This window comes from Bacillus spizizenii TU-B-10, from assembly GCF_000227465.1.
GTDB classification, from domain to species: Bacteria; Bacillota; Bacilli; order Bacillales; family Bacillaceae; genus Bacillus; species Bacillus spizizenii.
On the sequence record NC_016047.1, the window covers coordinates 391,956 to 416,400 of the forward strand.

27 protein-coding genes and 1 pseudogene are annotated in these 24,445 nt (G+C 45.4%); 18 read left to right on the forward strand and 10 right to left on the reverse strand.

The window, feature by feature from the left end; translation table 11 throughout:
• The first annotated feature begins 1 nt into the window (after window position 1).
• The 3 genes from GYO_RS23825 (at window position 2) to GYO_RS23835 (ending at window position 2,657) form a co-directional block, all read left to right on the forward strand.
• The gene (locus GYO_RS23825; RefSeq protein WP_014112525.1) at window positions 2-934 is read left to right on the forward strand and encodes a HAMP domain-containing histidine kinase; all 933 of its coding nucleotides are present in this window, start codon (window positions 2-4) and stop codon (window positions 932-934) included.
• A 94-nt stretch (window positions 935-1,028) separates the two neighbouring features.
• Window positions 1,029-1,952: an ABC transporter ATP-binding protein gene (locus GYO_RS23830; RefSeq protein WP_014112526.1), complete on the forward strand. Its 924-nt coding sequence runs from the start codon at window positions 1,029-1,031 to the stop codon at window positions 1,950-1,952.
• 18 nt (window positions 1,953-1,970) lie between these two features.
• Complete coding sequence (locus GYO_RS23835) at window positions 1,971-2,657, forward strand: ABC transporter permease (protein WP_080010112.1); 687 nt, start codon at window positions 1,971-1,973, stop codon at window positions 2,655-2,657.
• A gap of 20 nt (window positions 2,658-2,677) precedes the next feature.
• Here the strand turns inward: GYO_RS23835 and GYO_RS44030 are convergent.
• Both GYO_RS44030 and GYO_RS23840 read right to left on the reverse strand, forming a co-directional pair.
• Window positions 2,678-2,740, reverse strand: a pseudogene (locus GYO_RS44030) (hypothetical protein); the annotation flags it as partial.
• On the reverse strand, window positions 2,712-3,098 hold the full coding sequence (locus GYO_RS23840) for a YndM family protein (RefSeq protein ID WP_014112528.1): 387 nt from the start codon (window positions 3,096-3,098) through the stop codon (window positions 2,712-2,714). The pseudogene GYO_RS44030 and the gene GYO_RS23840, both read right to left, overlap by 29 nt.
• A gap of 112 nt (window positions 3,099-3,210) precedes the next feature.
• Here GYO_RS23840 and GYO_RS23845 point away from each other — a divergent pair, with 112 nt between their 5' ends.
• The 7 genes from GYO_RS23845 (at window position 3,211) to tatCd (ending at window position 8,834) form a co-directional block, all read left to right on the forward strand.
• A complete protein-coding gene (locus GYO_RS23845; protein ID WP_014112529.1) occupies window positions 3,211-4,446 on the forward strand; it encodes a serpin family protein in 1,236 nt (411 codons plus the stop codon).
• Between the two features lie 83 nt (window positions 4,447-4,529).
• A complete protein-coding gene (cwlJ, locus tag GYO_RS23850) occupies window positions 4,530-4,958 on the forward strand; it encodes a cell wall hydrolase CwlJ (protein WP_014112530.1) in 429 nt (142 codons plus the stop codon).
• Window positions 4,959-5,065: 107 nt separating this feature from the next.
• A complete protein-coding gene (locus GYO_RS23855) occupies window positions 5,066-5,797 on the forward strand; it encodes a vWA domain-containing protein (protein WP_014112531.1) in 732 nt (243 codons plus the stop codon).
• 79 nt (window positions 5,798-5,876) lie between these two features.
• Window positions 5,877-6,053 carry a hypothetical protein gene (locus GYO_RS23860; RefSeq protein WP_014112532.1) on the forward strand — a complete coding sequence of 59 codons (177 nt, stop codon included), beginning with the start codon at window positions 5,877-5,879 and terminating at the stop codon, window positions 6,051-6,053.
• Between the two features lie 18 nt (window positions 6,054-6,071).
• A complete protein-coding gene (gene phoD, locus GYO_RS23865) occupies window positions 6,072-7,823 on the forward strand; it encodes an alkaline phosphatase PhoD (RefSeq protein WP_014112533.1) in 1,752 nt (583 codons plus the stop codon).
• 13 nt (window positions 7,824-7,836) lie between these two features.
• Complete coding sequence (gene tatAD / locus GYO_RS23870; RefSeq protein WP_003223835.1) at window positions 7,837-8,049, forward strand: sec-independent protein translocase protein TatAD; 213 nt, start codon at window positions 7,837-7,839, stop codon at window positions 8,047-8,049.
• Window positions 8,050-8,108: 59 nt separating this feature from the next.
• Window positions 8,109-8,834, forward strand: a complete 726-nt coding sequence (tatCd, locus tag GYO_RS23875) for a sec-independent protein translocase protein TatCd (RefSeq protein WP_014112534.1) — start codon at window positions 8,109-8,111, stop codon at window positions 8,832-8,834.
• Here tatCd and pcp read toward each other — a convergent pair.
• Window positions 8,831-9,478, reverse strand: coding sequence for a pyroglutamyl-peptidase I (gene pcp, locus GYO_RS23880; RefSeq protein WP_014112535.1), 648 nt, complete (start codon window positions 9,476-9,478; stop codon window positions 8,831-8,833). The genes tatCd and pcp overlap by 4 nt on opposite strands.
• Window positions 9,479-9,557: 79 nt before the next feature.
• Between pcp and GYO_RS23885 the strand changes: the two genes are divergently transcribed.
• Entirely contained in the window at window positions 9,558-10,670 is a 1,113-nt protein-coding gene (locus tag GYO_RS23885; RefSeq protein ID WP_014112536.1) for an aminotransferase class V-fold PLP-dependent enzyme, read from the forward strand.
• A gap of 42 nt (window positions 10,671-10,712) precedes the next feature.
• On the opposite strand, the gene lmr(B) is transcribed toward GYO_RS23885, so the two are convergent.
• Window positions 10,713-12,107: a lincomycin efflux MFS transporter Lmr(B) gene (lmr(B), locus tag GYO_RS23890; protein ID WP_063612834.1), complete on the reverse strand. Its 1,395-nt coding sequence runs from the start codon at window positions 12,105-12,107 to the stop codon at window positions 10,713-10,715.
• A gap of 82 nt (window positions 12,108-12,189) precedes the next feature.
• Complete coding sequence (gene lmrA, locus GYO_RS23895) at window positions 12,190-12,756, reverse strand: transcriptional regulator LmrA (protein WP_014112538.1); 567 nt, start codon at window positions 12,754-12,756, stop codon at window positions 12,190-12,192.
• A 213-nt stretch (window positions 12,757-12,969) separates the two neighbouring features.
• On the opposite strand from lmrA, the gene GYO_RS23900 reads away from it, so the two are divergent.
• The gene (locus GYO_RS23900) at window positions 12,970-14,106 is read left to right on the forward strand and encodes a type II asparaginase (protein WP_014112539.1); all 1,137 of its coding nucleotides are present in this window, start codon (window positions 12,970-12,972) and stop codon (window positions 14,104-14,106) included.
• Between the two features lie 171 nt (window positions 14,107-14,277).
• Complete coding sequence (estA, locus tag GYO_RS23905) at window positions 14,278-14,916, forward strand: lipase EstA (RefSeq protein WP_014112540.1); 639 nt, start codon at window positions 14,278-14,280, stop codon at window positions 14,914-14,916.
• A gap of 37 nt (window positions 14,917-14,953) precedes the next feature.
• Here estA and GYO_RS23910 read toward each other — a convergent pair whose 3' ends face one another.
• A complete protein-coding gene (locus GYO_RS23910; protein ID WP_041520850.1) occupies window positions 14,954-15,337 on the reverse strand; it encodes an RDD family protein in 384 nt (127 codons plus the stop codon).
• 234 nt (window positions 15,338-15,571) lie between these two features.
• Here GYO_RS23910 and GYO_RS23915 point away from each other — a divergent pair, with 234 nt between their 5' ends.
• The gene (locus tag GYO_RS23915; protein WP_014112542.1) at window positions 15,572-16,648 is read left to right on the forward strand and encodes a helix-turn-helix domain-containing protein; all 1,077 of its coding nucleotides are present in this window, start codon (window positions 15,572-15,574) and stop codon (window positions 16,646-16,648) included.
• A 39-nt stretch (window positions 16,649-16,687) separates the two neighbouring features.
• Here the strand turns inward: GYO_RS23915 and natK are convergent, their stop codons facing one another.
• Window positions 16,688-17,644, reverse strand: coding sequence for a two-component system sensor histidine kinase NatK (gene natK, locus GYO_RS23920; protein WP_014112543.1), 957 nt, complete (start codon window positions 17,642-17,644; stop codon window positions 16,688-16,690).
• A gap of 12 nt (window positions 17,645-17,656) precedes the next feature.
• Window positions 17,657-18,358 carry a two-component system response regulator NatR gene (gene natR / locus GYO_RS23925; RefSeq protein WP_014112544.1) on the reverse strand — a complete coding sequence of 234 codons (702 nt, stop codon included), beginning with the start codon at window positions 18,356-18,358 and terminating at the stop codon, window positions 17,657-17,659.
• Between the two features lie 143 nt (window positions 18,359-18,501).
• Between natR and natA the strand changes: the two genes are divergently transcribed.
• From natA to GYO_RS23940, 3 genes are all read left to right on the forward strand, one after another.
• Window positions 18,502-19,242, forward strand: a complete 741-nt coding sequence (gene natA, locus GYO_RS23930) for a sodium ABC transporter ATP-binding protein NatA (protein WP_014112545.1) — start codon at window positions 18,502-18,504, stop codon at window positions 19,240-19,242.
• Window positions 19,243-20,403 carry a sodium ABC transporter permease NatB gene (natB, locus tag GYO_RS23935; RefSeq protein WP_014112546.1) on the forward strand — a complete coding sequence of 387 codons (1,161 nt, stop codon included), beginning with the start codon at window positions 19,243-19,245 and terminating at the stop codon, window positions 20,401-20,403.
• 135 nt (window positions 20,404-20,538) lie between these two features.
• Window positions 20,539-21,471 (forward strand): aldo/keto reductase, encoded by a 933-nt coding sequence (locus tag GYO_RS23940; protein ID WP_014112547.1) that lies wholly within the window; start codon window positions 20,539-20,541, stop codon window positions 21,469-21,471.
• A 38-nt stretch (window positions 21,472-21,509) separates the two neighbouring features.
• On the opposite strand, the gene GYO_RS23945 is transcribed toward GYO_RS23940, so the two are convergent.
• Both GYO_RS23945 and GYO_RS43655 read right to left on the reverse strand, forming a co-directional pair.
• Window positions 21,510-22,574: a DUF4352 domain-containing protein gene (locus tag GYO_RS23945; protein WP_014112548.1), complete on the reverse strand. Its 1,065-nt coding sequence runs from the start codon at window positions 22,572-22,574 to the stop codon at window positions 21,510-21,512.
• A gap of 22 nt (window positions 22,575-22,596) precedes the next feature.
• On the reverse strand, window positions 22,597-22,728 hold the full coding sequence (locus tag GYO_RS43655; protein ID WP_133058580.1) for a hypothetical protein: 132 nt from the start codon (window positions 22,726-22,728) through the stop codon (window positions 22,597-22,599).
• 173 nt (window positions 22,729-22,901) lie between these two features.
• Between GYO_RS43655 and GYO_RS23950 the strand changes: the two genes are divergently transcribed.
• Window positions 22,902-24,317 (forward strand): YcdB/YcdC domain-containing protein, encoded by a 1,416-nt coding sequence (locus tag GYO_RS23950; RefSeq protein WP_014112549.1) that lies wholly within the window; start codon window positions 22,902-22,904, stop codon window positions 24,315-24,317.
• Window positions 24,318-24,445 lie beyond the last annotated feature (128 nt).

Genomic DNA, 24,445 nt, shown 5'->3' on the forward strand with positions numbered 1-24,445 from the left:
AATGGCAGTGTTATGGATCGCTGTCATCGTTCTGGTGTGTCTGAATGTGATTCAATTCATGATGAAAAAGAAGCGGGACAGGAATCTGGCATACACGGCAGAACAGCTTGGCGCCATGCTCAATCGGGATTCGGCAGGGCAAATTTTGCTTCATACAGACAATCAGGCACTCAAAGACTTGCTTGTCAACATCAATCTACTCGTTGAGAATCGTCAGCAGCTCAGCGCCCAGTTTGCCAAAACAGAGCAATCCATGAAGCGGATGCTGACCAATATGTCGCACGATCTTAAAACGCCGTTAACGGTCATTCTCGGTTATATCGAAACCATTCAAAGTGACCCGGACATGCCGGACGAAGAGTGGGAAAGATTGCTGGGGAAGCTCCGCCAGAAAACAAATGAACTCATTCAGATGATCAACTCCTTTTTTGATTTGGCCAAATTAGAATCTGAAGATAAAGACATTCCAATCGCTAAAATACATATGAACGACATATGCAAACGAAATATCCTGCACTATTATGACGCTGTTCAGTCAAAAGGCTTTCAAGCTGCCATCGATATCCCGGATACGCCGGTGTATGCGCAGGCGAATGAAGAGGCACTGGACAGAATCCTGCAAAACCTATTATCCAATGCGATTCAATATGGCGCGGCCGGCAAGTTTATCGGCATGACGCTGTCCTATGATGAGACGAACATTGCCGTCACTGTATGGGATCGGGGAAAAGGGATCAGTGAGACCGATCAGCAGCGTGTGTTTGAGAGGCTGTACACACTTGAAGAATCAAGAAATAAAGCATTTCAAGGAAGCGGTCTCGGTTTAACCATCACGAAACGGCTTACAGAAAAAATGGGAGGCGCCATCTCCGTTCAAAGCAAACCGTACGAACGGACTGCATTTACGATTACATTGAAACGAATGACATATTAACAAACGTAAGAGTTTCTTAAGATTTGAGAAATAAAAATGACAGGGCTCGCCGCTACAATAGGAAACAGGAAAAGAGAGGGAAGGAGAAACAAAGTTGGCTTATATCGTACAAACAAACGGACTGACCAAAACGTATCAGGGCAAAGAAGTTGTCTCCAATGTCAGCATGCATATTAAAAAAGGCGAAATTTATGGCTTTCTCGGCCCAAACGGAGCGGGTAAAACAACCATTATGAAAATGCTGACGAGCCTTGTCAAACCGACAAGCGGTGAAATCAGCATCCTAGGGAACAAGCTCACCCACACGTCATACGAGGTGCTGGGGAACATTGGCAGCATGATTGAATATCCGATTTTTTATGAAAACCTGTCAGCTGCAGAAAATTTAGATCTGCATTGTGAATACATGGGATACCACAATAAAAAAGCCATTCAAGAAGTGCTGGATATGGTGAATTTAAAACAAATCGACAAGAAGCCCGTCAAAACATTTTCGCTCGGGATGAAGCAGCGCCTTGGGATTGCGCGTGCGATCCTCACGAAGCCTGATCTGCTTATTTTGGATGAGCCGGTGAATGGTCTTGACCCTATCGGCATCAAAAAGATCAGGCAATTGTTTCAAGTGCTGAGCAAAGAGTACGGTATGACGCTGCTGATCTCAAGCCACTTGCTGAGTGAAATCGAACAAATTGCGGACACGATTGGCGTCATTCGGGACGGCAGGCTGCTTGAAGAAGTGTCAATGGAAGATGTAAGAGGCCAGAACACTGAATACATCGAGCTTGTCACACCGAATCAGACAAGGGCCTGCTTTGTGCTGGAGAAGGAACTGCATGTAACTAACTTTAAAATCTTAAATGAGAAAACGATTCGAATTTACGAGGCTGAAGTCTCTCAGTCTGCCATATCCAAAGCGTTGATTTTGAATGATGTAGACATTGAATCAATGAACAAAAAGTATACGTCCCTGGAGGATTATTTTATCAACTTGATCAACGGCAATAGCATCGGTGCGTAAAGGAGGAGAGACACGTTGATGAATTTGATCAGAATCGAATTAAGAAAAATGAAGATGGGCTGGTATGTCAGAGGTGCCCTCATTGCCAACTTGATCATCATGGGCTTTTTGTGGCTGATCTGCTATTCCGAAAAAGCCGAAAGCGGGGTTTCGTTCCAAAGCACGGAGGAAGCGTTTCTCATCATAGGCACTTTCGTCAGAGCGGTATTTATCGTTTTTGGCGCAGTGCTGATCGCAAAACTGGTGATTTCGGAATATAAAAACAAAACCATTCTTGTGATGTTCACGTACCCAATCAGCCGGAAAAAGCTGCTCACTGCTAAGCTCATGATCGCGGGCGGACTGACGTTTATCACGATTTTACTATCAAATATATTCATAGCCGCCGGTTTCTTTTGGCTGAACTCGATCTACCATTTCATACCGGGAGAGCTTACTTCCGAGATCATTTCTCAGCAGGCCATAAAAATGGCGGTTTTCGCTTTTGGCGCCGCTGGAACCAGTTTAGTTCCCATCTTTTTTGGGATGCGTAAACACTCGGTTCCGGCAACCATCATTTCGTCTGTAGTGATTGTTATGCTCATCAGTTCAACAAGCCCGGGTTTCTCCATTTCGTCTGTTGTTTATATCCCATTATCTTTGGCGGCTTTCGGTTTAGTTTTTTCCTATATGGCGATCAGGAACGCAGACAAGCAGGATGCGTAAACAAAGGCGCCCATTATTCATAAAAGGCCGATGCTGCCAGCACCGGCCTTTCTACTATGAATCTGTTCTTGTTTCAAGATAATGCTTCTTGCCAATCTCTTTGCTCATCATATAGAAGTGGAAGCAATATTCACCGATTGCCATGGCGATCGCGCCGAATAAAGCCGCCAATGCTACTTCACCGCCAGTCATCCCCATAGAAAGCGGCATGCCCATCAGCCAAATGACGAGAAAGGCCAGACCGAAATCAGCTAAAGTCGCAATCATATTATTCCATCTCGGCAATACATAAAGATCGCCCAGCAAATAAGAAATAACTCCTAACACAATCGTCATTAAGAGCGTATCACCAAACGTGAAACCAAAGCCCAGACCAAGCACTAGATACAACACAATAATCGTCATAATACCTTTAATCGCGAGCGCTTTCACATGTGTCATTCCAAAGTACCTCCTTCTGTGATTCGATTTGTTATGTATGATTCCTCAAATGCAGAAAGTTAAACCTTATATTGTGTTTTTACAGTCCATGTAAAGGGAGTGAATCGTTTGTATGAAAGGAAAGGTGTTCACAGTGATGCTGCTATTTATGCTTTGCGGAGGCGGCTGCAAACCTGTTGAAGAACCAGCATCATCTGCTCAATCGCCTGCTTCATCTGATTCTGCAAAAAACAAAGCTTACGACATTCATGAGGGTTTTATTGACGCTGAGCGTATATTCGGAACCGAATTGTTTCAAAACATGTCAGATAAAGACGGATTAACGGATAATCTGCTGATCTCCCCATATAGCTTGCAGCAAATGCTGATAATGACTGCAAATGGAGCGGAGGGAGATACATTAAAAGAAATCAAAGCTGCTTTATATTTGTCGGGCCTTCGTGACAGCATGATAAATGAGTCATCGCTCGCGCTCATGAAAAGGTTTGAATCTTTGTCTGAAGGTGATCTGCTGACTGCCAATGCTGTATGGACAAGGCTTGAGGCAAAGCCTGGCTTTAAACAAACGATTAAACAATTCTTCTCAGGCAGTGTCTTTAAAATGGATGCCAATATTCAGACCGCAAAGAACTTGATCAATCAGTGGACGGCTCACCAAACGAAAGGGCATATTGACGACATCGCAGATCATCTTTCGCCGGAAGCTGTTTCCCTTTTGGTAAACACCGTCTATTTTCAAGAAAAGTGGGCGCTGCCGTTTGACCAGCATGTGACCGATGAGGAGCATTTTTTTCTGCCTGACGGCTCGGCCAAAAAACTGCTGATGATGAAGCAGACTGCACGCCTTGCTTATTTAGAAAATGAATTGTTCCAAGCAGTCAAGCTTCCATATGAAGATCAACAACTTTCTTTTACTTTATTTCTGCCGAAGAAAAAGCAGGCTTCTTTCATGTCTCTTTTTACAAATCAAAACATAAAAGCATGGGACAGCGCATTTCAGCCAAAAACAGTGAAGCTGAGCATGCCCCGTTTTACACTGAAAGGGCAGTATAACGTAAAACGCGCTCTTTACGATATGGGGATGAAACCCTTCTTTTCCGATGCTGACTTTTCCAGAATGTTTACTGAAGGCCGAGGTGTTTCAATCGATGATGTAAATCACCACACATTTATCAAGGTGGATGAATCAGGAACCGAGGCTGCGGCTGCCTCGTCAGCGGAAATCGTTGAGTCCGCTCTCGCGCCAGACGCTACCTTGACGGCCGACCGCCCATTTTTCTTTGTCATCACAGATGAACAAACAAAGAGCCTTTTGTTTTTAGGTTTTGTCGCAAATCCGAATGAATAAATTTAAAAACTTCTCCTGTCCCTCCGTCATCACTTTTGAAGTCATGAAATATGATGAAAGGAGATCAAGGGGGAGGTGACGTGATGGCGGTCGTAAAAGCAACGAGTGCGGATGTCGATTTGATGGCAAGGCTGCTCAGAGCGGAAGCGGAAGGCGAAGGCAAGCAGGGGATGCTGCTTGTCGGCAACGTAGGAATTAATCGGCTGCGGGCGAATTGCTCAGATTTTAAAGGCCTCCGCACCATCAGGCAGATGATTTATCAGCCGCACGCGTTTGAGGCTGTGACTCATGGATATTTTTATCAAAGGGCGCGAGATAGCGAGCGTGCCCTTGCACGCCGGTCGATTAATGGTGAAAGGCGCTGGCCTGCAAAATTTAGTTTGTGGTACTTCAGGCCGGAGGGAGACTGTCCATCCCAGTGGTATAACCAGCCGTTTGTGGCCAGATACAAGTCACACTGTTTTTATCAGCCGACGGCTGAAACGTGTGAAAATGTATATAACACATTTTAGAGACAGGACGCCGTTCAAATTGAACGGTGTTTTTCTTTGAAAAGAGATGCAATGAAAAATATTCCTGTGAGATAATCTTAGAAAAAAGAGCTGACGGAGATGACAGAATGGCAACAATCGACCTACAAAAGAAAAGCGTAAAGATCGTACTGGAGAAAAAGCAATTAACGAAGGTGACGGCTCGTGTCGGCCTGGTGCTTGATATTACGGGTTCAATGAGAACGCTCTACAAAAACGGAACGGTTCAAAACGTGGTGGAGCGGATTTTGGTTGTGGCTGATCAATTTGATGACAACGGCTTGCTGGATATATGGGTGTATGATAACGAATTCTCCCGATTAAAGCCAGTCTCTGAAAAAGATTTTTCGGGCTATGTCGATCGTGAAATTTTGAATAATGACCGCTTGCATAAATTCGGTAGAAATGATGAGCCGCCGGTCATGAAAGACGTGCTGCGTAAATATATTGTGGAGGAACCGAGCTCATATCCCGCTTTCGTCGTTTTTATCAATGACGGAGGCTGTAAAAAGTCGATCAAACCGATCATTGAAGCTTCCTCTGATAAGCCTGTGTTTTGGCAGTTTGTCGGCGTTGGAAACGGAAACTTCGATTTTCTCAATAAACTGGATACGTTAGAAGGACGTGCTGTTGATAACACGAGCTTCCTGCATATCGAAGAGATTGACCGCATTTCTGATGATGAGCTTTATGACGCTCTGCTAACTGAATTTCCATTTTGGCTAAAAGAAGCGAAGGAAAAAGGGATTGTAAGAGAACAAGAGCCTCCTGCTGAAAAGCCGAAAAAGAAGGGCTTTTTCAGCAGATTATTTTCGAAATAACTGATACGGCACTGAGTCATTCTGCGAAATGGCTCGGTGTTTTTGTTTTTTTAAGATCGTGTGAAGAAAAATAGTCCGAATGGGCGGCTTGCAAACGACAGGATATGCAGAAAACGCGCCATTTAGCCAGCTTTCGGCACGTTTCAGCGTCAGGCTTGTGAGTGAAGACCTGTTTCTGATGTTCAGCGCTTACAATCGGTTCACACTTCTTCACAGCCATTTAACAATGATTTTCTATAATGGAGGCGATCAATGAGAAGAGAGGGGATCTTGAATGGCATACGACAGTCGTTTTGATGAATGGGTACAGAAACTGAAAGAGGAAAGCTTTCAAAACAATACGTTTGACCGCCGCAAATTTATTCAAGGAGCGGGGAAGATTGCAGGACTTTCTCTTGGACTGACCATTGCTCAGTCAGTTGGTGCATTTGAAGTAAATGCCGCGCCTAAGTTCTCGAGCTATCCGTTTACGTTAGGGGTTGCGTCTGGAGATCCGCTTTCTGACAGTGTCGTGCTGTGGACGCGCTTGGCACCAGATCCGCTGAACGGCGGGGGAATGCCGAATCAGGCGGTGCCTGTCAAATGGGAAGTCGCAAAGGATGAGCATTTCCGCAAGATTGTGAGAAAGGGCACTGAAATGGCCAAACCTAATCTCGCTCACTCAGTTCACGTGGAAGCGGACGGGCTTGAGCCGAACAAAGTGTACTATTACCGTTTCAAAACCGGACATGAACTAAGCCCTGTCGGAAAAACAAAAACGCTGCCTGCCCCTGGCGCCAATGTGCCGCAAATGACCTTTGCATTCGCTTCCTGCCAGCAATATGAGCATGGATATTATACGGCCTACAAACATATGGCGAAGGAAAAGCTTGATCTTGTCTTCCATCTCGGTGATTACATATATGAATACGGTCCAAATGAATATGTATCAAAAACAGGCAATGTCCGCACGCACAACAGCGCAGAAATCATTACGCTGCAAGACTATCGGAACCGACATGCCCAATACCGTTCTGACGCCAATCTAAAAGCTGCACATGCGGCGTTCCCTTGGGTTGTGACGTGGGATGACCATGAAGTCGAAAACAACTATGCCAATAAAATACCGGAAAAAGGACAATCGATTGAAGCATTTGTACTCCGCCGCGCGGCTGCTTACCAGGCGTACTATGAACATATGCCGCTCCGCATCTCCTCTCTGCCGAATGGTCCGGATATGCAGCTGTACCGGCACTTTACGTATGGGAACCTGGCGTCCTTCAATGTCCTTGATACACGCCAGTACAGGGACGACCAAGCCAATAACGACGGCAATAAGCCACCTTCTGATGAATCGCGCAATCCAAATCGGACCCTGTTAGGAAAAGAACAGGAACAGTGGCTTTTCAGCAATTTGAGCAACTCGACAGCCCACTGGAATGTGCTGGCACAGCAGATTTTCTTTGCGAAGTGGAATTTCGGGACAAGCGCAAGCCCGATCTACAGCATGGATTCGTGGGACGGCTACCCTGCTCAGCGCGAACGGGTTGTCAATTTCATTAAAAGTAAAAATCTGAATAACGTTGTCGTGCTGACAGGAGATGTACACGCAAGCTGGGCATCGAATTTGCATGTCGACTTTGAGAAGACAAGTTCAAAAATTTTCGGGGCTGAATTTGTCGGCACCTCGATCACATCCGGAGGAAACGGCGCGGATAAGCGGGCGGATACAGACCAAATTTTAAAGGAAAATCCGCATATCAAGTTCTTTAACGATTATCGCGGATATGTCCGCTGTACAGTGACGCCTCACCAGTGGAAAGCCGATTACCGGGTGATGCCGTTTGTGACAGAGCCGGGCGCAGCCATTTCAACACGGGCTTCATTCGTTTACCAAAAGGACCAAACTGGACTGAGAAAGGTATCATCCACAACGATCCAAGGCGGGGTGAAGCAATCCGATGAGGTCGAAGAGGATCGTTTCTTTGCACACAACAAAGCCCACGAAAAACAAATGATTAAGAAACGGGCAAAAATCACGAATTAAGGAGTGAAAAAACATGTTTTCAAACATTGGTATACCGGGCTTGATTCTGATCTTTGTCATTGCCCTCATTATTTTTGGCCCTTCAAAGCTGCCGGAAATCGGGCGTGCCGCCGGACGGACCCTGCTTGAATTTAAAAGCGCCACAAAATCACTAGTGTCTGGTGATGAAAAAGAAGAAAAATCAGCTGAGCTGACAGCGGTAAAGCAGGACAAAAACGCGGGCTGAGTGCTGATGAGGCAGACACCGGGTCTGCCTCTTTTTTATGAAAGGGAGGGCTTTTTTGAATGGATAAAAAAGAAACCCATTTGATCGGGCATTTAGAAGAGCTTCGCCGCCGGATTATCGTGACTCTCGCGGCATTTCTTCTATTTCTCATCACGGCTTTTTTGTTCGTGCAGGACATTTATGACTGGCTGATCAGGGATTTGGACGGAAAGCTGGCTGTGCTTGGCCCGAGTGAAATCCTCTGGGTGTATATGATGCTTGCCGGCATTTGTGCCATTGCGGCTTCCATCCCTGTTGCCGCGTACCAGCTGTGGCGTTTCGTTGCCCCGGCGCTCACGAAAACGGAGCGCAAGGTGACGCTCATGTACATACCCGGGTTATTTGCATTGTTTTTGGCGGGCATCTCTTTCGGATACTTTGTCTTGTTTCCGATCGTGCTCAGCTTTTTGACTCATTTGTCTTCCGGCCATTTTGAAACAATGTTTACGGCTGACCGATATTTCAGGTTTATGGTGAATTTGAGCCTGCCGTTTGGCTTTCTGTTTGAAATGCCTTTAGTGGTGATGTTTTTAACAAGGCTGGGTGTCCTAAATCCCTATCGGCTGGCCAAAGCGAGAAAGCTGTCCTATTTTTTGCTGATCGTCGTGTCTGTATTGATTACACCGCCTGATTTCATTTCTGATTTTCTCGTCATGATCCCGCTGCTTGTCCTGTTTGAAGTAAGTGTCACCCTATCGGCGTTTGTCTACAAAAAGAGACTGACAAGCGAAACGGCGGCCGCTTAGTGCAGCGTACCGCCCGGTGACTTCAAATCCTCATCATATTGTGCGGCCGTAACAGCGGCGATTCTCAATGCTCGGACAATCGTGTCCAGGCTGAGGCTCGGCGCTGTTTTGTCGATTGTTTGCTCTGGAATGAAAGGGATATGAATAAACCCGCCGCGAATGTGCGGGGATGTCCGGCTAATGTGATCCATTAACCCGTAGAACAAATAGTTGCATACAAATGTACCCGCTGTATAAGAAACCGCAGCTGGAATCCCGTTTTCCTTCATCTTCGCAGTCATTCGTTTCACGGGAAGTCCCGTCCAGTAAGCGGCGGGCCCTCTTGGAGAAATCTCTTCATCAATCGGCTGATGTCCTTCATTATCGGGGATGCGCGCGTCTGCAAGATTGATTGCCACCCGTTCCGGGGTGATCTGCATCCGCCCTCCGGCTTGGCCGACACAGATCACGATATCCGGCTGATGCTTCTGAATGGCTTTCCGCAGTGTGTCCAGAGCGGTTCTAAAGACAGTGGGAATTTGTTCTGCTGTGATGATTGCTTCATCCGTCTCTAAGCCATTCAGCTGTTTCGCCGCTTCCCATGACGGATTGACGGTTTCTTTGTCAAAAGGGTCAAAGCCTGTGATCAGCACTTTTTTTCTCATCTTCCCATCTCCTTTTTACTTTTATTCTATTGTATATTTTTGGGTTTTTCATCAAAATAATGAAAAGGAGTGAATCACAATGGAGCATTTGCCGCAGAAGTATCGCCAGCTGTTCCCAACCGTGCAGACACATACGATGCTTGCCAGCTGTTCTCAGAGCGCGTTGGCAGAGCCTGTATCAAGGGCGATCAAAGACTATCATGACAGCCTGCTGCATATGGGGACGAACTGGAATGAAGCAATCGAAAAAACAGAGAGTGCGAGAAATGAGTTTGCAAAGCTGATAGGGGCTGAACCGGATGAAATTGCGATTGTGCCGTCAGTTTCTGATGCGCTGGTTTCCGCAGCATCGTCCTTATCTGTTTTTGGAAAGAAGCATGTTGTGTATACAGAGATGGATTTTCCGTCGGTATCTCATGTTTGGCAGGCACAATCCGATTATACCGTATCCGTCATTCCATCAATAGACGGTGAGCTGCCGCTCGAACAATATGAAACATATATTATGGATGAAACAGTGCTGACATGTGTTCCGCACGTTCACTATCGTGACGGCTTTGTTCAGGATGTAAAAGCAATCGCTGAGATTACTCAGAGAAAGGGTTCTTTGTTATTTGTGGATGCTTATCAATCAGCGGGGCACATTCCCATTGATGTAAAAGCGTGGGGTGTTGATATGCTGGCGGCAGGCACCCGAAAGTATTTGCTTGGCATACCGGGAATGGCGTTTCTTTATGTGAGAAAGGAGCTGGCGGATGCACTGAAGCCGAAAACATCAGCTTGGTTCGGCTGGGAGAGCGGGTTTGAAGCGGCTTATGCGAAAGGCGCGCGGCGATTTCAAACAGGCACTCCTGCTTTTATCAGCGTATACGCAGCGGCAGCGGCTTTATCACTGCTGAATCATATCGGGGTTTCTCATATCCGGGATCATGTGAAAACGATCTGTGCCGATGCATGTCAATATGCTGCTGAAAAAGGCCTGCAGCTGGCGGCGGCACCATCGGGAGAGCAGCCGGGCATGGTTGCGATCCGGGATGAGCGGGCATTGGAAACAGCGGCGCTGCTGAAGAAGAAAAAAGTGATTTGCGCGCCGCGGGACGCTGTCATCCGCCTCGCTCCTCATTTTTATAACACGAAGGATGAATTGCGTCATGCGATTGATGAAATCGCGGCAAAAACGATCCACATGTAAACATAAAAAAGCCCCTGATTTGAAGATCAGGGGCTTTTCATATTAATGATCGACTTTAACACGCTTCAAAAAGAACGCGCCAATTAGTCCGATAACAGCAACAATCATTGCAAACACAAACGCGTGCTGCACGCCCGCTGTCAAAGCCTGCGGGATGACTGCCGGATCGGCAGGGTTTTTGACTGTGCTCATATAATCGTGCTGGCCTGCAGCCATAATGCTGACCGCAACCGCTGTTCCGATAGCGCCCGCCATTTGCTGCAGCGTGTTCATGATGGCGGTGCCGTCTGGATAAAACTCGCGAGGCAGCTGGTTTAAACCATTTGTCTGCGCAGGCATCATAATCATAGAGATCCCGATCATCAAGCAGGTATGCAGGATGATAATCAGCACAGCCGTAGAAGTGGTCGTGATGTTTGAGAAGAGCCAAAGGACAACAGTAACAATCACAAATCCCGGAATAACAAGCCATTTCGGTCCGTATTTGTCGAACAGACGGCCTGTAACGGGGGACATAAATCCGTTTAAAATGCCGCCCGGCAAGAGAATAAGACCAGAAGCAAATGCCGTCAGGACTAAGCCGCCTTGCAGATACATCGGCAGAAGCAGCATAGATGACAGGATGACCATCATGCAAATGAACACCATAATAACACCCAAAATAAACATCGGGTATTTGAACGCACGTAGGTTCATCATCGGCTGCTTCATCGTCAGCTGGCGGATTGAAAATAGGATAAGACCGACAACCCCGACAATCAGTGAGACGATCACAGTCGGACTGGACCATCCGCCGGAGCCTTCACCCGCGTTGCTGAATCCGAACACAATGCCGCCAAAGCCAATCGTCGACAGAATGATAGATAATACATCGATTTTCGGTTTTGTAATGTCAGATACATTTTGCATGTATGCCATACCGAAAACAAGTGCCAGCACAAGGAACGGAAGAGAGATCCAGAAAATCCAGTGCCAGTTGAGATGCTCCAGTACCAACCCGGAGAATGTCGGGCCGATGGCGGGCGCGAACATAATGACAAGCCCGATCGTTCCCATCGCCGCGCCCCGTTTATGAGGCGGGAAAATCACCAAGATCGTGTTAAACATCAGAGGCAGTAAAAGACCCGTTCCGAGTGCTTGAACGACCCTCGCTGCTAATAAAAACGGGAAGCTCGGCGCAAGCGCCGCAATCAAGGTGCCTAAAATTGAAAAGATAAGTGACACGGTAAAAAGCTGTCTTGTTGTGAACCACTGCAATAGCAGTCCTGATACAGGAACAAGGATACCGAGCACAAGCAGGTAGCCCGTCGTTAACCATTGAACGGTTGCTGCTGTAATGTTCAATTCCTTCATAAGATCGGTTAAAGCGATATTCAGCGCTGTTTCACTGAACATGCCGATAAAACCGGCCAACAGCAAGGAAATCATAATCGGCATCACTTTGTATTGCTGAGATGCTTTAGCTGCTGTTTCCAAAAATCATTTCCCCTCTCTATTCGAACGTAAGTATGTCTTATTTTTATCTCTTCAGCAGGTCAGGAATGCAGTTGGAGATATGAAGGAGCGGTGTGCTGTTTTTTGCCGTCAAAGATAAAAGAATACCGCCTTCAATCATGGCGTTAATCACAGTGCTGACTTCCTTAGCATGGCTCTCGCTGCAGCCTGCAAGCCGCAGTTTTTCCTCATACACAGAGGCCCACTCTTTGTAGGCTTCATGGCAGGCTTCCCGCAACGGTTCGCTTTCCAATGACGTCTCAGCCGCAAGCAAGCCGACAGGCAAGCCTTCAATGTCTTCCGTACATGAAAATTGGCAGGAGAGCTCCTTCAAAAAGGCTTGAATGCCTTCCGCTGGATCGGTACAGGCTTCCATGCAGTCCGTGATTTTCTGCCGGATATATTCCTTCATCTCATTCACCGCTTCGATCGCCAGCTGTTCTTTACCGCCGGGAAAGTGGTAATAAAGAGAGCCTTTAGGCGCGCCGCTTTCCTTAATAATCTGGTTCAGCCCCGTGCCGTAATATCCCTGCAGCTGAAATAGCCTGGTTGCAGCTGAAAGGATTTTCTCACGGGAATCTCCATAACTCATAACATTCCCACCTTACTGAATTGCAATCAAAATATAGTGACTGGTCTATTATCTTGATTCGACCATCAATTGTCAAGAAAAATTCGTTGTATGAAAAGACAAAAAAAAGTATATTACAACGAAAAAAGCCGAGAGAAAAGCTGACGCACATTTTGACTGAATAAATAAAATGTTCGATCATTAGACATCATAAGGATGTAAGGAGAGAAACAGATGAAAAAACAAAGACTGCTCGTACTCACTCTTTTTACCGCACTATTATTTCTTGCCTTTACCGGATGCTCACAATCTCCTGAAACAAAAGAATCCTCGATAGAAAAGTCGCAGACACAAAAAGTCTCTTCGGCTTCCGTCTCTGAAAAAAATGATCTGCCAAACATTAAAATTTTAGCGACAGGAGGCACGATTGCAGGGGCCGATAAATCGAAAACCTCAACCACTGAATATAAAGCAGGTGTCGTCGGCGTTGAATCACTGATCGAGGCAGTTCCGGAGATGAAGGACATTGCGAACGTCAGCGGCGAGCAGATTGTCAACGTTGGCAGCACAAACATTGATAATAAAATATTGCTGAAGCTGGCGAAACGCATAAACAAATTGCTCGCTTCAGATGATGTAGACGGAATCGTCGTGACCCATGGAACCGACACATTGGAAGAAACAGCTTATTTTTTGAACCTCACTGTGAAAAGCGATAAGCCGGTAGTTGTCGTCGGTTCTATGAGACCGTCCACAGCCATCAGCGCTGATGGGCCGTCTAACCTGTACAATGCAGTTAAAGTGGCAAGCGCACCTGGGGCAAAAGGAAAAGGAGCGCTCGTCGTTCTTAACGACCGCATTGCATCAGCCCGCTATGTTACCAAAACAAACACAACCGCAACGGATACATTTAAATCAGAAGAAATGGGATACGTCGGAACGATTGCTGATGATATTTATTTTAATAATGAAATCACCCTCAAGCATACGAAGGATACAGAATTCTCAGTTTCTCATCTTAATCAGCTGCCGCAAGTAGACATTATCTACGGGTACCAAAATGACGGAGGCTACCTGTTTGACGCGGCTGTGAAAGCCGGAGCAAAAGGGATTGTCTACGCTGGTTCAGGAAACGGGTCTTTATCTGACGCAGCCGAAAAAGGAGCGGTCAGCGCAGCTAAAAAAGGCGTCACTGTGGTGCGCTCAACCCGTACGGGAAATGGTGTCGTGACACCAAACCAAGACTATGCGGAAAAAGATTTGCTGGCATCGAACTCTTTAAACCCCCAAAAAGCACGGATATTGCTGATGCTTGCGCTCACCAAAACAGACAATCCTCAAAAAATCCAAGCTTATTTCAATGAGTATTAAAGAAAAGAAGGCGAAAAGGCCTTCTTTTTTTAGGTATTTCAGGCTCAAAAGACAGCAAAATTTCCTCTGAACCTTAAAATCTCTTTAAAAATAAGCCAAAATTACCCTTTACTTAATTAATTTGGTAACGTAATATAATTGAAGAATTTGTTACAAAAAAAGGAGGATATTATGAAATTTGTAAAAAGTAAGTTCATTGCACTTGTAACAATTTTGTTGCTGTCAGTCACATCGCTGTTTGCGATGCAGCCGTCAGCAAAAGCTGCTGAACACAATCCAGTTGTTATGGTTCACGGTATTGGAGGAGCGTCATACAATTTTGCGGGAATTAAGAGCTATCTCGTATCTCAGGGCTGGTCGCGGGACAAGCTGTATGCAGTTGATTTTTGGGACAAGACAGGCACGAATTATAACAATGGCCCGGTATTATCACGATTTGTGCAAAAGGTTTTAGATGAAACAGGTGCGAAAAAAGTGGACATTGTCGCTCACAGCATGGGTGGCGCGAACACACTTTACTACATAAAAAATCTGGACGGCGGAAATAAAATTGAAAACGTCGTAACGCTTGGCGGAGCGAACCGTTTGGTGACAAGCAAGGCGCTTCCAGGAACAGATCCAAATCAAAAGATTTTATACACATCCGTTTACAGCAGTGCCGATATGATTGTCATGAATTATTTATCAAGATTAGACGGTGCTAAAAACGTTCAAATTCATGGTGTTGGGCACATCGGTTTATTGATGAACAGCCAAGTCAACAGCCTGATTAAAGAAGGACTGAACGGCGGAGGCCAAAATACGAACTAACGAGAAACATAACCTTGAAGAATTCTATTCTTCAAGGTTATTCTGCTTTCAGCACAATTGTTTTCGCAGCCATATCATGAACGGCTTGTTTTTTCTTCGTAAATGCGGCTGTCAAATAGATCAAACGAGAGAACACGTGCACCCACGCTATCATGTAACGGACAATGGCCTGTGGGAGGGATATTTTTTCGTATGTTTCGTCTCTCACGATTTGCAGCCCGATGATTTTTTTGCCCAGTGTACCTCTCCAATTTGTCAGTGGCATCAGCAAAGGATACACAAGCAGCATCAATATGGCCACAATAATGACGCCGGCGGACCCGTCACCCAACGTAAATCCGGCTGCGAAAATCACTGCTGCGGCAATGATCACATCAAGTACTAGAGCGCAAGCGCGCAGCATAAAACCAGCTAGTTCCAACATATACACTCCTTAAAATTTTAGATAAATACCTAATGATTGTAAAAAAGAAGGGCCTTAAGTGGGAATAGGTTATAAGCCTTAAATCACAAAAGTTGGTGAAAATGTCATAGGTAAATTGGCATAATCAGCCAGCTTATCATATTACCAAATTCTTTTTTAGCCCGAAACCAAGCCCTCAGAAGTTATTTTTGTTAAAATAGAAAAGTTACAACAGAATTCGGAGGGTTTATTGTGGGAAAAGTGAAACGAAATGCCCCTTGCCCATGCGGCAGCGGCAAGAAATATAAAAAATGCTGCGGAAGCAAAGTTGTCGACTTCCCGACAGAACTAGCGGCAAAAGAAGCAAAACAAATTCAGGAAGACTTAGTGGAGTATGCCTTCACAGTACATAGAGAAAGCATTTCAGGCTTTATCAACCAGCATGATTTTCTTTCTGCTATGGACAGACAGACGAAAGACATCAGCGTATTTAACTTAGGGATCTGGGGAATCTTCTTCCATCCGCTTGCTGGTGAAAAGACAATCTTCGAAGAGTACCTTCAGAAAAAAGGCGATTCGATCACTCGTCCGAAAACGCGTGAGATCGTTGAATCATGGAAGAGCATGACGCCTGCTTTATTGTTGCTGCAAGACCTGAAGGAAGGTGTCATTCACTTTGAGGATGTCATTACGACAAAACAATTCGAAGTGGAAATGGACGCCAACAATCAAGACCTCCCGCCAGTGGGAAGCCTGATTCTCGGATATCCAATCCACGAAGCAGAAAAAGCAGAATTCTTCATGCAGTTCACGATCTTCCCGGTGAAGAGAACGGAAGCGCTGATCAGCAAAGTGAAGAAATATGCGGATGCCGCTGTGAAGAATGGCAAAACGCCGGAAGACTTCATGAAGCAGGAATTCAACAACGTTCTGTTCGCGCTGTTAGCGGAGAAAGATGAAGAGCCGCAAGCAGAGGCAGCGGAAGAAAGCAGTATTGAGTGGGCAAACGACATGGAGAAAGAAACAGCTGCGGCTATCGAAGAAGGCATGAGCGGAGATGAGTATCCGACTGAATTGATTCCGGCTGTCATTGACATCTGGAAAACATTCTGTGAGAAAAAATCACCTGTCATCAGAAAGCCGGAAGCTTTTGCGGCGGCAGTTGAATATTATGTGAATGCGATTTCTCTTAACGGCGCGTCCGTTTCTCAAGCCAAACTGGCGAAAAAATACGGCGTAAGCGCATCAACGATTTCCAGCCGTTACAAAGAAATTGAAAGCACGCTGCAAGACGAAGCAGATCGTTTTGCACAAGCACTATCCTCATAATGAAAAAAACCTTGAAAAGCCGGGCTTTTCAAGGTTTTTTTATTTCTGAAATGGAATTTTGATTTCTAACCGGAAGACGGGGTCGCGGTAGGTAAAATCCAGCCTCCCAAAAGCGCTCTTCACCAGTTTTTGAATAATATACGTGCCCATGCCTTCATGAGCGCCGCTTTTTGTTGAACGGCCAAACGATTGATACAGTGTATCGAGCACTTTTGGGTCCATGCCGGGCGTGCTGTTTTCACAAATCAGCACATAAAGCCCGCTGCGCAGCGAAGTTTCCAGCTTAATCTCCGCTTTTTCTCGGGCCTCAGCCGCGCTGTCGAGCGCATTTTCTAATATGTTGCCGACCAAGCTGACCTGATCAGCGGGTGAAAACGGAAGTGAAGAAAGCGGTGTATGCATATGCAGCGAAACCTTCACACCTGAAGTATGTGCTTTTTCAAGAAAATCATAAAGCACTCCTGCAACGTACGCATTCTCTCCCTTCAAAAAACGGTCATATTGACTGTACTGATCCGCCCAGTTTTGAATATATGCTTGTGTATCTGCCTTTGACTGTGCTGAATGGATCGCTGTTATATGCTTCATTGTATCGTGATTCCGGCTTCTAACGTCCATCAGCATTCGATTGGCGTGCTGTTCAGCTTGAGCCAGCTTATCAATTTGATCAGAGAGCCTTGCCTGCAAGGCAGACTGTCCGATACGGAGCCGTTCACACGCTGCAAATATCAAGATCGCAAACAATGCCGGCAGTATGTCAGAGCCAACCAGCACCGCCGCCGCTGATATCACTTGAATCACGGCAATCCATGTACAAAGCTGGAGGGAACAGCGGTCCCACACCCGCTTCGTTTTCCATAGGTACAGCCCTGCTGCTGCCGCGCCTAAAGCAGCGGCCAGCAAAGAGACAGCTGTACTGTGCCAAAGAGCAGCAGCCCCCTGATAAAATATGAAACTAAATAAAAACAGACAAAGACATTGAAAAAGGGTAATCACGTTCCGAACTCCTCAAAAATAGTAGTTTTGAAAAAAATCAAGCTGCTGCTTGGTGATCATCGCTTTTTTAGGCGTTCCCTCAAAGGAAACCGTAAACGAATGCTTTGTATAAGCGGAAAAATGCTTTATGTAATGAATGTTGATAATAAAGGAACGGTGCGAACGGAGAAAATCCTTCTCAGGCAGGTCGCCTTTAATATCATTTAATGTTTGATACGTCTGCACCTCTTCGTCGGTTGTCACAATCGTCGTCGAACGTCCCGTCCGTTCTGCGAAAATGATATCCTTCTTTTGCAGCACGTGCATTTCAGATTTTTGCTTAATCAATATCCGCCCATTCAAACTCGTTTCCGTTTTCTTTTTCAAATAACGGTCGAAGGAAGCGTTCAGCCGGTCGGCATGGTACGGCTTCATAATATAATCATGGACATTCAGGTCAAAGGCGTGAACGGCATATCCGCCGTTGCCGGTGACGAAAATCACGTCCACATCAAGCGAATGGGATCTGATCAAATCAGCAAGCTCGTAACCAGACATATGAGGCATCTCGATATCGGCAAGCAGCAGATCAATGTCACCGTTCTTCACCCGGCTGTAGGCTTCCTCCGCTGAATCGGTGGAAAAGACAATTTCGACATCCTGCATTCTGGACACGATCGCTTCCAATTTCTCTAAATCTACTCGATAATCATCGACAAGTCCGACTTTTACCATTATCATTCCCCTAGTTACATAGAATCATCTTTATTCTATCCCATTTCGCGACATAAAAAGAACTCTTCGCGACAACTTTATCCAACAAATCCAGCATTTCGTATATAGTCATTACTAGAAATAACGAAAAGGGAGATTATGACATGATTACACTGACCGATTGCAGCCGCAGGTTTCATGATAAGAAAAAAGTAGTCAAAGCGGTGCGAGATGTAAGCTTAACAATTCAAAAAGGAGAAGTCGTCGGCATTCTCGGAGAAAATGGTGCCGGCAAAACCACGATGCTTAGAATGATTGCTGCCTTGCTTGAACCGTCAGAGGGCGCAATCAGAGTTGCCGGCTTTGACACGGTCAAGCAGCCGGCTGAGGTCAAAAAAAGAATCGGTGTCTTATTCGGAGGAGAAACCGGGCTTTACGACAGGATGACCGCTAAAGAAAATCTGCAATATTTCGGCCGGCTGTATGGGCTAAACCGCCACGAGATCAAAGCAAGAATAGAAGATTTATCGAAACGGTTCGGAATGCGCGATTATATGAACCGGAGAGTGGGCGGGTTTTCGAAAGGCATGAGGCAGAAAGTCGCCATTGCCAGAGCGCTGATTCACGATCCGGACATCATTTTATTTGATGAGCCGACAACTGGGCTTGATATTACGTCAAGCAACATCTTCCGCGAATTCATCCAGCAGCTGAAAAGAGAACAAAAAACGATTCTTTTCTCCAGCCACATTATGGAGGAAGTGCAGGCGCTCTGTGACAGTGTCATCATGATTCACAGCGGAGAGGTGATTTACCGAGGGGCGCTTGAATCACTATACGAGAGCGAGCGCAGTGAGGATTTGAATTACATCTTTATGTCTAAGCTTGTCAGGGGGATTTCTTAAATGCTGAGCCATATTTATAAAAAAGAAATGATCGACGCTTTGCGAGACAGAAAAACGATATTACTCACAATCTTAGTGCCGATGATTATGATGCTTGGGCTTGTATTCTTTTATGAAAGCATGCTGTCCGACAAAGGGGAGCAGTACACGCTGGCAGTCGGCCATTCGCTGCCGCCCGCACTGGAAAGCAAGCTTAATGGGATTGACGAAATCAGCGTAAAAACATTTGCAAAGCCTGAAGAGGCAGTTGATGAAGGAAAAGCAGATGCCTATCTGAACGTCCCGAAAGAGTTCGACTCATATGTCAACAGCATGACACCTTTTAAGGTTGATGTTTACGGCAATTCAATCGATCAAGGGTCGTCAAATGCCATGCAGCTTGTGCAGTCTGCCTTAGATCAGTACAAAAATAAAATTGTGCAGGAACGTTTAACAAATAAGCACATTGATCAATCGGTAATCCAGCCGTTTACGATTCAGCAAAAGGAAGCGGCTGAGGAGAAAGGGGCCTCCGCTATTATGCTTTCTGCCATTCTGCCCATGCTGATTCTGACATCCATTGTTTCCGGCGCAATGCCGATTGCTCTTGATATCATGGCCGGGGAAAAGGACCGGAAATCAATCGAGGCGCTGCTGTTGACGCCAGTCAGCAGAAACAAAGTGCTGGTCGGCAAGTGGCTTGCGGTTTCTACTTTTGGAGTTGCTTCGGGTGTATTGGCTTTGGTGTTTTTGATTTTGTCCACCGTGTTATTTACCGAGAATTTAAAAACGGCCTTCCAGCTGGGAGATCATATGTGGAGTGTAATCGGCGCTTCAGCCTTAATCATCGTGCTTTCTGCATTGCTGATCTCTGCGATGGAGCTTTTCATCAGCATTATTTCCAGCTCGGTAAAAGAAGCGCAAAGTTATATGTCTTTCATCGTCTTTCTGCCTATGCTCCCGATGTTTTTCATCCTCAGCAAGGCACCGAATCAATTTGACTTGTCGTACTTTCTCATCCCGTTTTTGAACCTGCATGCGTTATTTAAACAGCTTTTATTCGGGATGGTTGAGCCGGCTGCCATTTTGTACACGTCAGGAACCATCGCCGTGCTCATCGCCATTTTCTTTTTACTGGCCAGAGCCTGTTTTTTGAAAGACAAATGGGTCCTGCCAAAATAAACTTGCAAAAGGAGAAATACACTTTCTCCTTTTTGTATATCCTGAAAAAAGAAGGAAAATAGAAAAAGGATATCTAATACAGAAAGTGACCCTGCACTATTTTTCATCAAAATTGGTTTCAAAGGAGAAGGAACAATGGATCAAACACGTACACTTGGCAAGACGAAGCTGCAGGTGAAGCGGATCGGGTTCGGCGCGAATGCGGTCGGCGGGCATAATCTATTTCCGAATCTGAATGATGAAACAGGGAAAGATTTGGTGCGGACGGCATTGGATGGCGGCGTGAACTTTATTGATACCGCCTTTATATACGGACTGGGGCGTTCTGAGGAATTAATCGGCGAAGTTGTGCAAGAACGAGGCGTGCGGAATGAGCTCATTATTGCCACCAAAGGGGCTCATAAAGAAGTGAACGGCAGCATTGAATTAGACAACAGCCGGGAGTTTCTTCGCGGCGAGGTGGAAAAGAGCCTGAAGCGGCTGAAAACAGATTACATTGATTTGTATTATGTTCATTTCCCGGATGGGAAAACGCCTCTCGCTGAAGTGGCGGGCACACTGAAGGAGCTGAAGGATGAGGGTAAAATCAAAGCGATCGGCGCTTCGAACCTCGATTATCAGCAATTGCAGGAATTTAATGCCGACGGTTATTTGGAGGTCTTCCAAGCTGAATACTCTCTCATTCAGCGTGATGCCGAGAAGGAGCTGCTTCCGTACTGTGAAAAACACGGCATTTCCTTTATTCCTTATTTTCCGCTCGCGTCCGGGCTGCTGACAGGAAAATTCACGAAAGACACGGCCTTTGATGACTTCAGAAAGGATAAGCCGCAATTTCAGGGAGAAGCGTTTATTCACAATCTCAAAAAAGTAGATAAGCTGAAAGCGGTAGCGGAGGAAAAACAAGCGGAGACGGCACATGTCGCCTTGGCGTGGCTGTTAACAAGACCGGCGATAGACGCTATCATTCCAGGCGCTAAACGTCCTGAACAATTGAAAGATAACCTGAAAACCTTGAACATTGAATTAACCGAAGATGAAGTGAACTTCATCAGCGGAATCTTCACATAAAAAAGGAAATAGCTTGGAGGCTATTTCCTTTTGGTGTTTTATTCTTTGATGAATGCTTCGACTAATTCTGCTGCTCTGTAATCGTCCATATCAAGCTGCCATTGGTCGATGTCATTTTTCTTCATTTTCACTTCAACCGTTTTTTCAGATGAAGCTGGTCCGAGCTTCTTGAATTCTTCAGGATAGACTTGAAGCGCATATTTCACAGCATCCTCATAGCTGGCGCCAGAATTTTTGCTGTAGTAGTCTTTCACTCTGTCTTCGATTCGGTCTGAGAGTGAAGATGCATCTACCGGTTTAATTGTGGCTTCAACAATTGCTTCGTCTTTTGAGATCGAAGTTGTTTTCGCCTGGATGGAAGAGTTTTTGCTTAATCCCTCTTTAATGCCGTTCACGATATTATCAAGCGCTTTGCTGTCGGCATATGTGCTGGAAAGGCCCGAAGCTGAGAGATAGCCGTCTTTCGCTGATTCGTTGAAATCACTTACAATTTTATTTTTGTTGTCCCCGGTGATTTTTTCGAAATCAGCGTTGTCTTTACCGAAAAGAAGGACATCAACATAAGCTGATAATGCTTTTGCAGAGTCTTGGAGCTGGTCTGCTGTCGCAAGGATCTTTTTGTCTTTTCCGTCAATTTTGAAAGTAACTGATTTTGGCTTTTTATCACCGTAAGATTCCGGCGTATAGTTAAGCTCGTATTTCTCGCCTTTATCTACAACATAGAAGAGGCTACCTTCAACCGATTTGTCAGCGTTAATCGTGCTGCTGCGCAGCTTTTCGTTATAATCCTCGGGATCTGTGTCAGACATCTTAGTATCATCTTGATACAAAGTGAAATCCATACTGTCTACATTCAGCGGTTCTTTTCCTGTGTTTTTCACAGCGACATTGACTTTTAACACAAGCTGGTCATCTGAAGTGGATTTATCATATTTGGACGGCAGTGTATAAGAGACATCCTTGATTTTGACTTGAGCTATATCTGAGCTTTTTTCTGTTTCTGAATTTTTCTTCTCCGCGCTTGTTTTGCTTCCGGAACAAGCAGCTGTAAACATCATCAGCAGAAGAATTAGGAAAACAGCGTACGTTTTTTTCTGAAACATTCATTTTTCCTCCTCAAATGGTTTAGGAAAGGGGAGTCTTTTGTCTTTGAGAAATAGATCTTTTTGAATGGATTAGCATCATATAACCAAAAAAATCAGTTCTTTTCTCACGGTTTTCACCGGATTTTCTGGAAACTCCGCCCTTCTTTGTCATGAATGGACCTATAAAAAGTTACAACGGATTTAATTTTAAGATTATTAGCTTTTATATTGAATAGGTTCATCATACTATTTTTGGTGAAAAATGTTCTGGAAAAACTGGTAAACTCAGAAATTTGTGTATTTTAGACTACTACTTTTTGATTAGTTGAAGGGGACATAAGAACGATGAAAGGGGCCACCTTGGTGAAGAAAAAGGAACTGAAACAAAAAGCACTGGAAATCGGCCGGGTGCCGACACACTTAAAACTGGAAATTGAAGATTATGGCGATGATGAGAAAAGCGCACATTTTATTTGGACAGATCCTCAGGATGAACACATCGGCATTATCGTGGAACTTGGGCCGGATGGACAGCTGAAATCTCTTTCCCGAGATATTGAGCCTGAAAGCGGAGAAAGGCTGTCTGAGGAGAAATTAGAGGATATCATGCGCCAATTTGTAGAGACTCATTTTCCCGGGGCGCTGTCTGTCTTTGTGCGTGAAGAAAATGACCGTACATACGACGATAAAGTGAGATTTTCATATGTTCAAATAGAAGCCGGGCTTCCTCTTCCCATGAGCGGATTTATGGCTGAAGTTTCCTTATCAGGTGAGATCATTTACTTTCGCTATTACGGCAAAGCGGGCAGCATCATTAAGCCAATGAGGGTCGCGGATTATGAAGAGGCATTTGCCTTCATCAAGAAGGACGTGGAGTTCAACCTTTTGTTTGAGGTTCTCCATCGTTCTGTTTACAAAAACGGGGACGATCAGCCGCACTTGGTGTATGAGCCTGAATGTAGGGCTGTTACCGTGCCTGCCGATTTAGTGAAAGAAGAACAAGCATTTGATGATGACGATGACAGGGAGCCGGAAAGCTTTCCTCTCCCTTTATTCGAAGGGATTCACGAAAAGGCTGATCTTGGCAGTATGATCGGAATCGAAAAAGGGTTTGTCAAGGAGCGGGAAACGGATTTGGGAGACGGGAGAATAAGGACCGTTTGGCGGAATCCGGCTGATCCCGTGTATCAGCCGGCGGATAAAAGCATGGACAGCTGGTTTAGAGGACGGGTTCATCAAGTGCTGAAAACCATTCATAACAAAGAAACCGGAAAACTCGAAGGCGTCATGTCATTTATGGAGAAAAAAGAGCCGTTGACAGTAACTGAGGCAGAGTGCGAAAAAATTGCGCTTCGTTTTCTGTTTGCTTTATTCCCGAATGCCGATCAATATTTTAAGATCAAATATGATGAACCCGATGAAGAAGAAAACGCAGTCGCTGGTTTTACATTTGAAGCTCATTGTCACGGGGTTCCGCTCCGGTTTGGGCAGATCAGAATCTGCGTCAGCCGCCAGACAGGGCACATTACCGTTTATATGGCACCGGATATTGACCCGAAGGAGCTGGAAGCCATTCATCCCGTTCCGGCCATTTCAGCAGAACAAGCCAAGTCTATCTTTTGGCAGCATTTTAAAGTTGAGCTTGGTTGGGAGAGAGAATACCGCGATGATGAAGAACAGAGCTACCGGCTCGTATATAAGCCGGTGTATCCGCGTTTTATCGAAGCCCATACAGGAGAGCCCGTTTTCAGTTCATGGTAAGATAGCCAAAAGTCACACAAATGCCGCGGATATATAAGGTGAGATGTGATGAAAGTAACAGGAAGAATATCAGAAAACAACGACAATAATAGAAAAGGACCTTTCTTCACTTTAAATGAAGAAAGGTC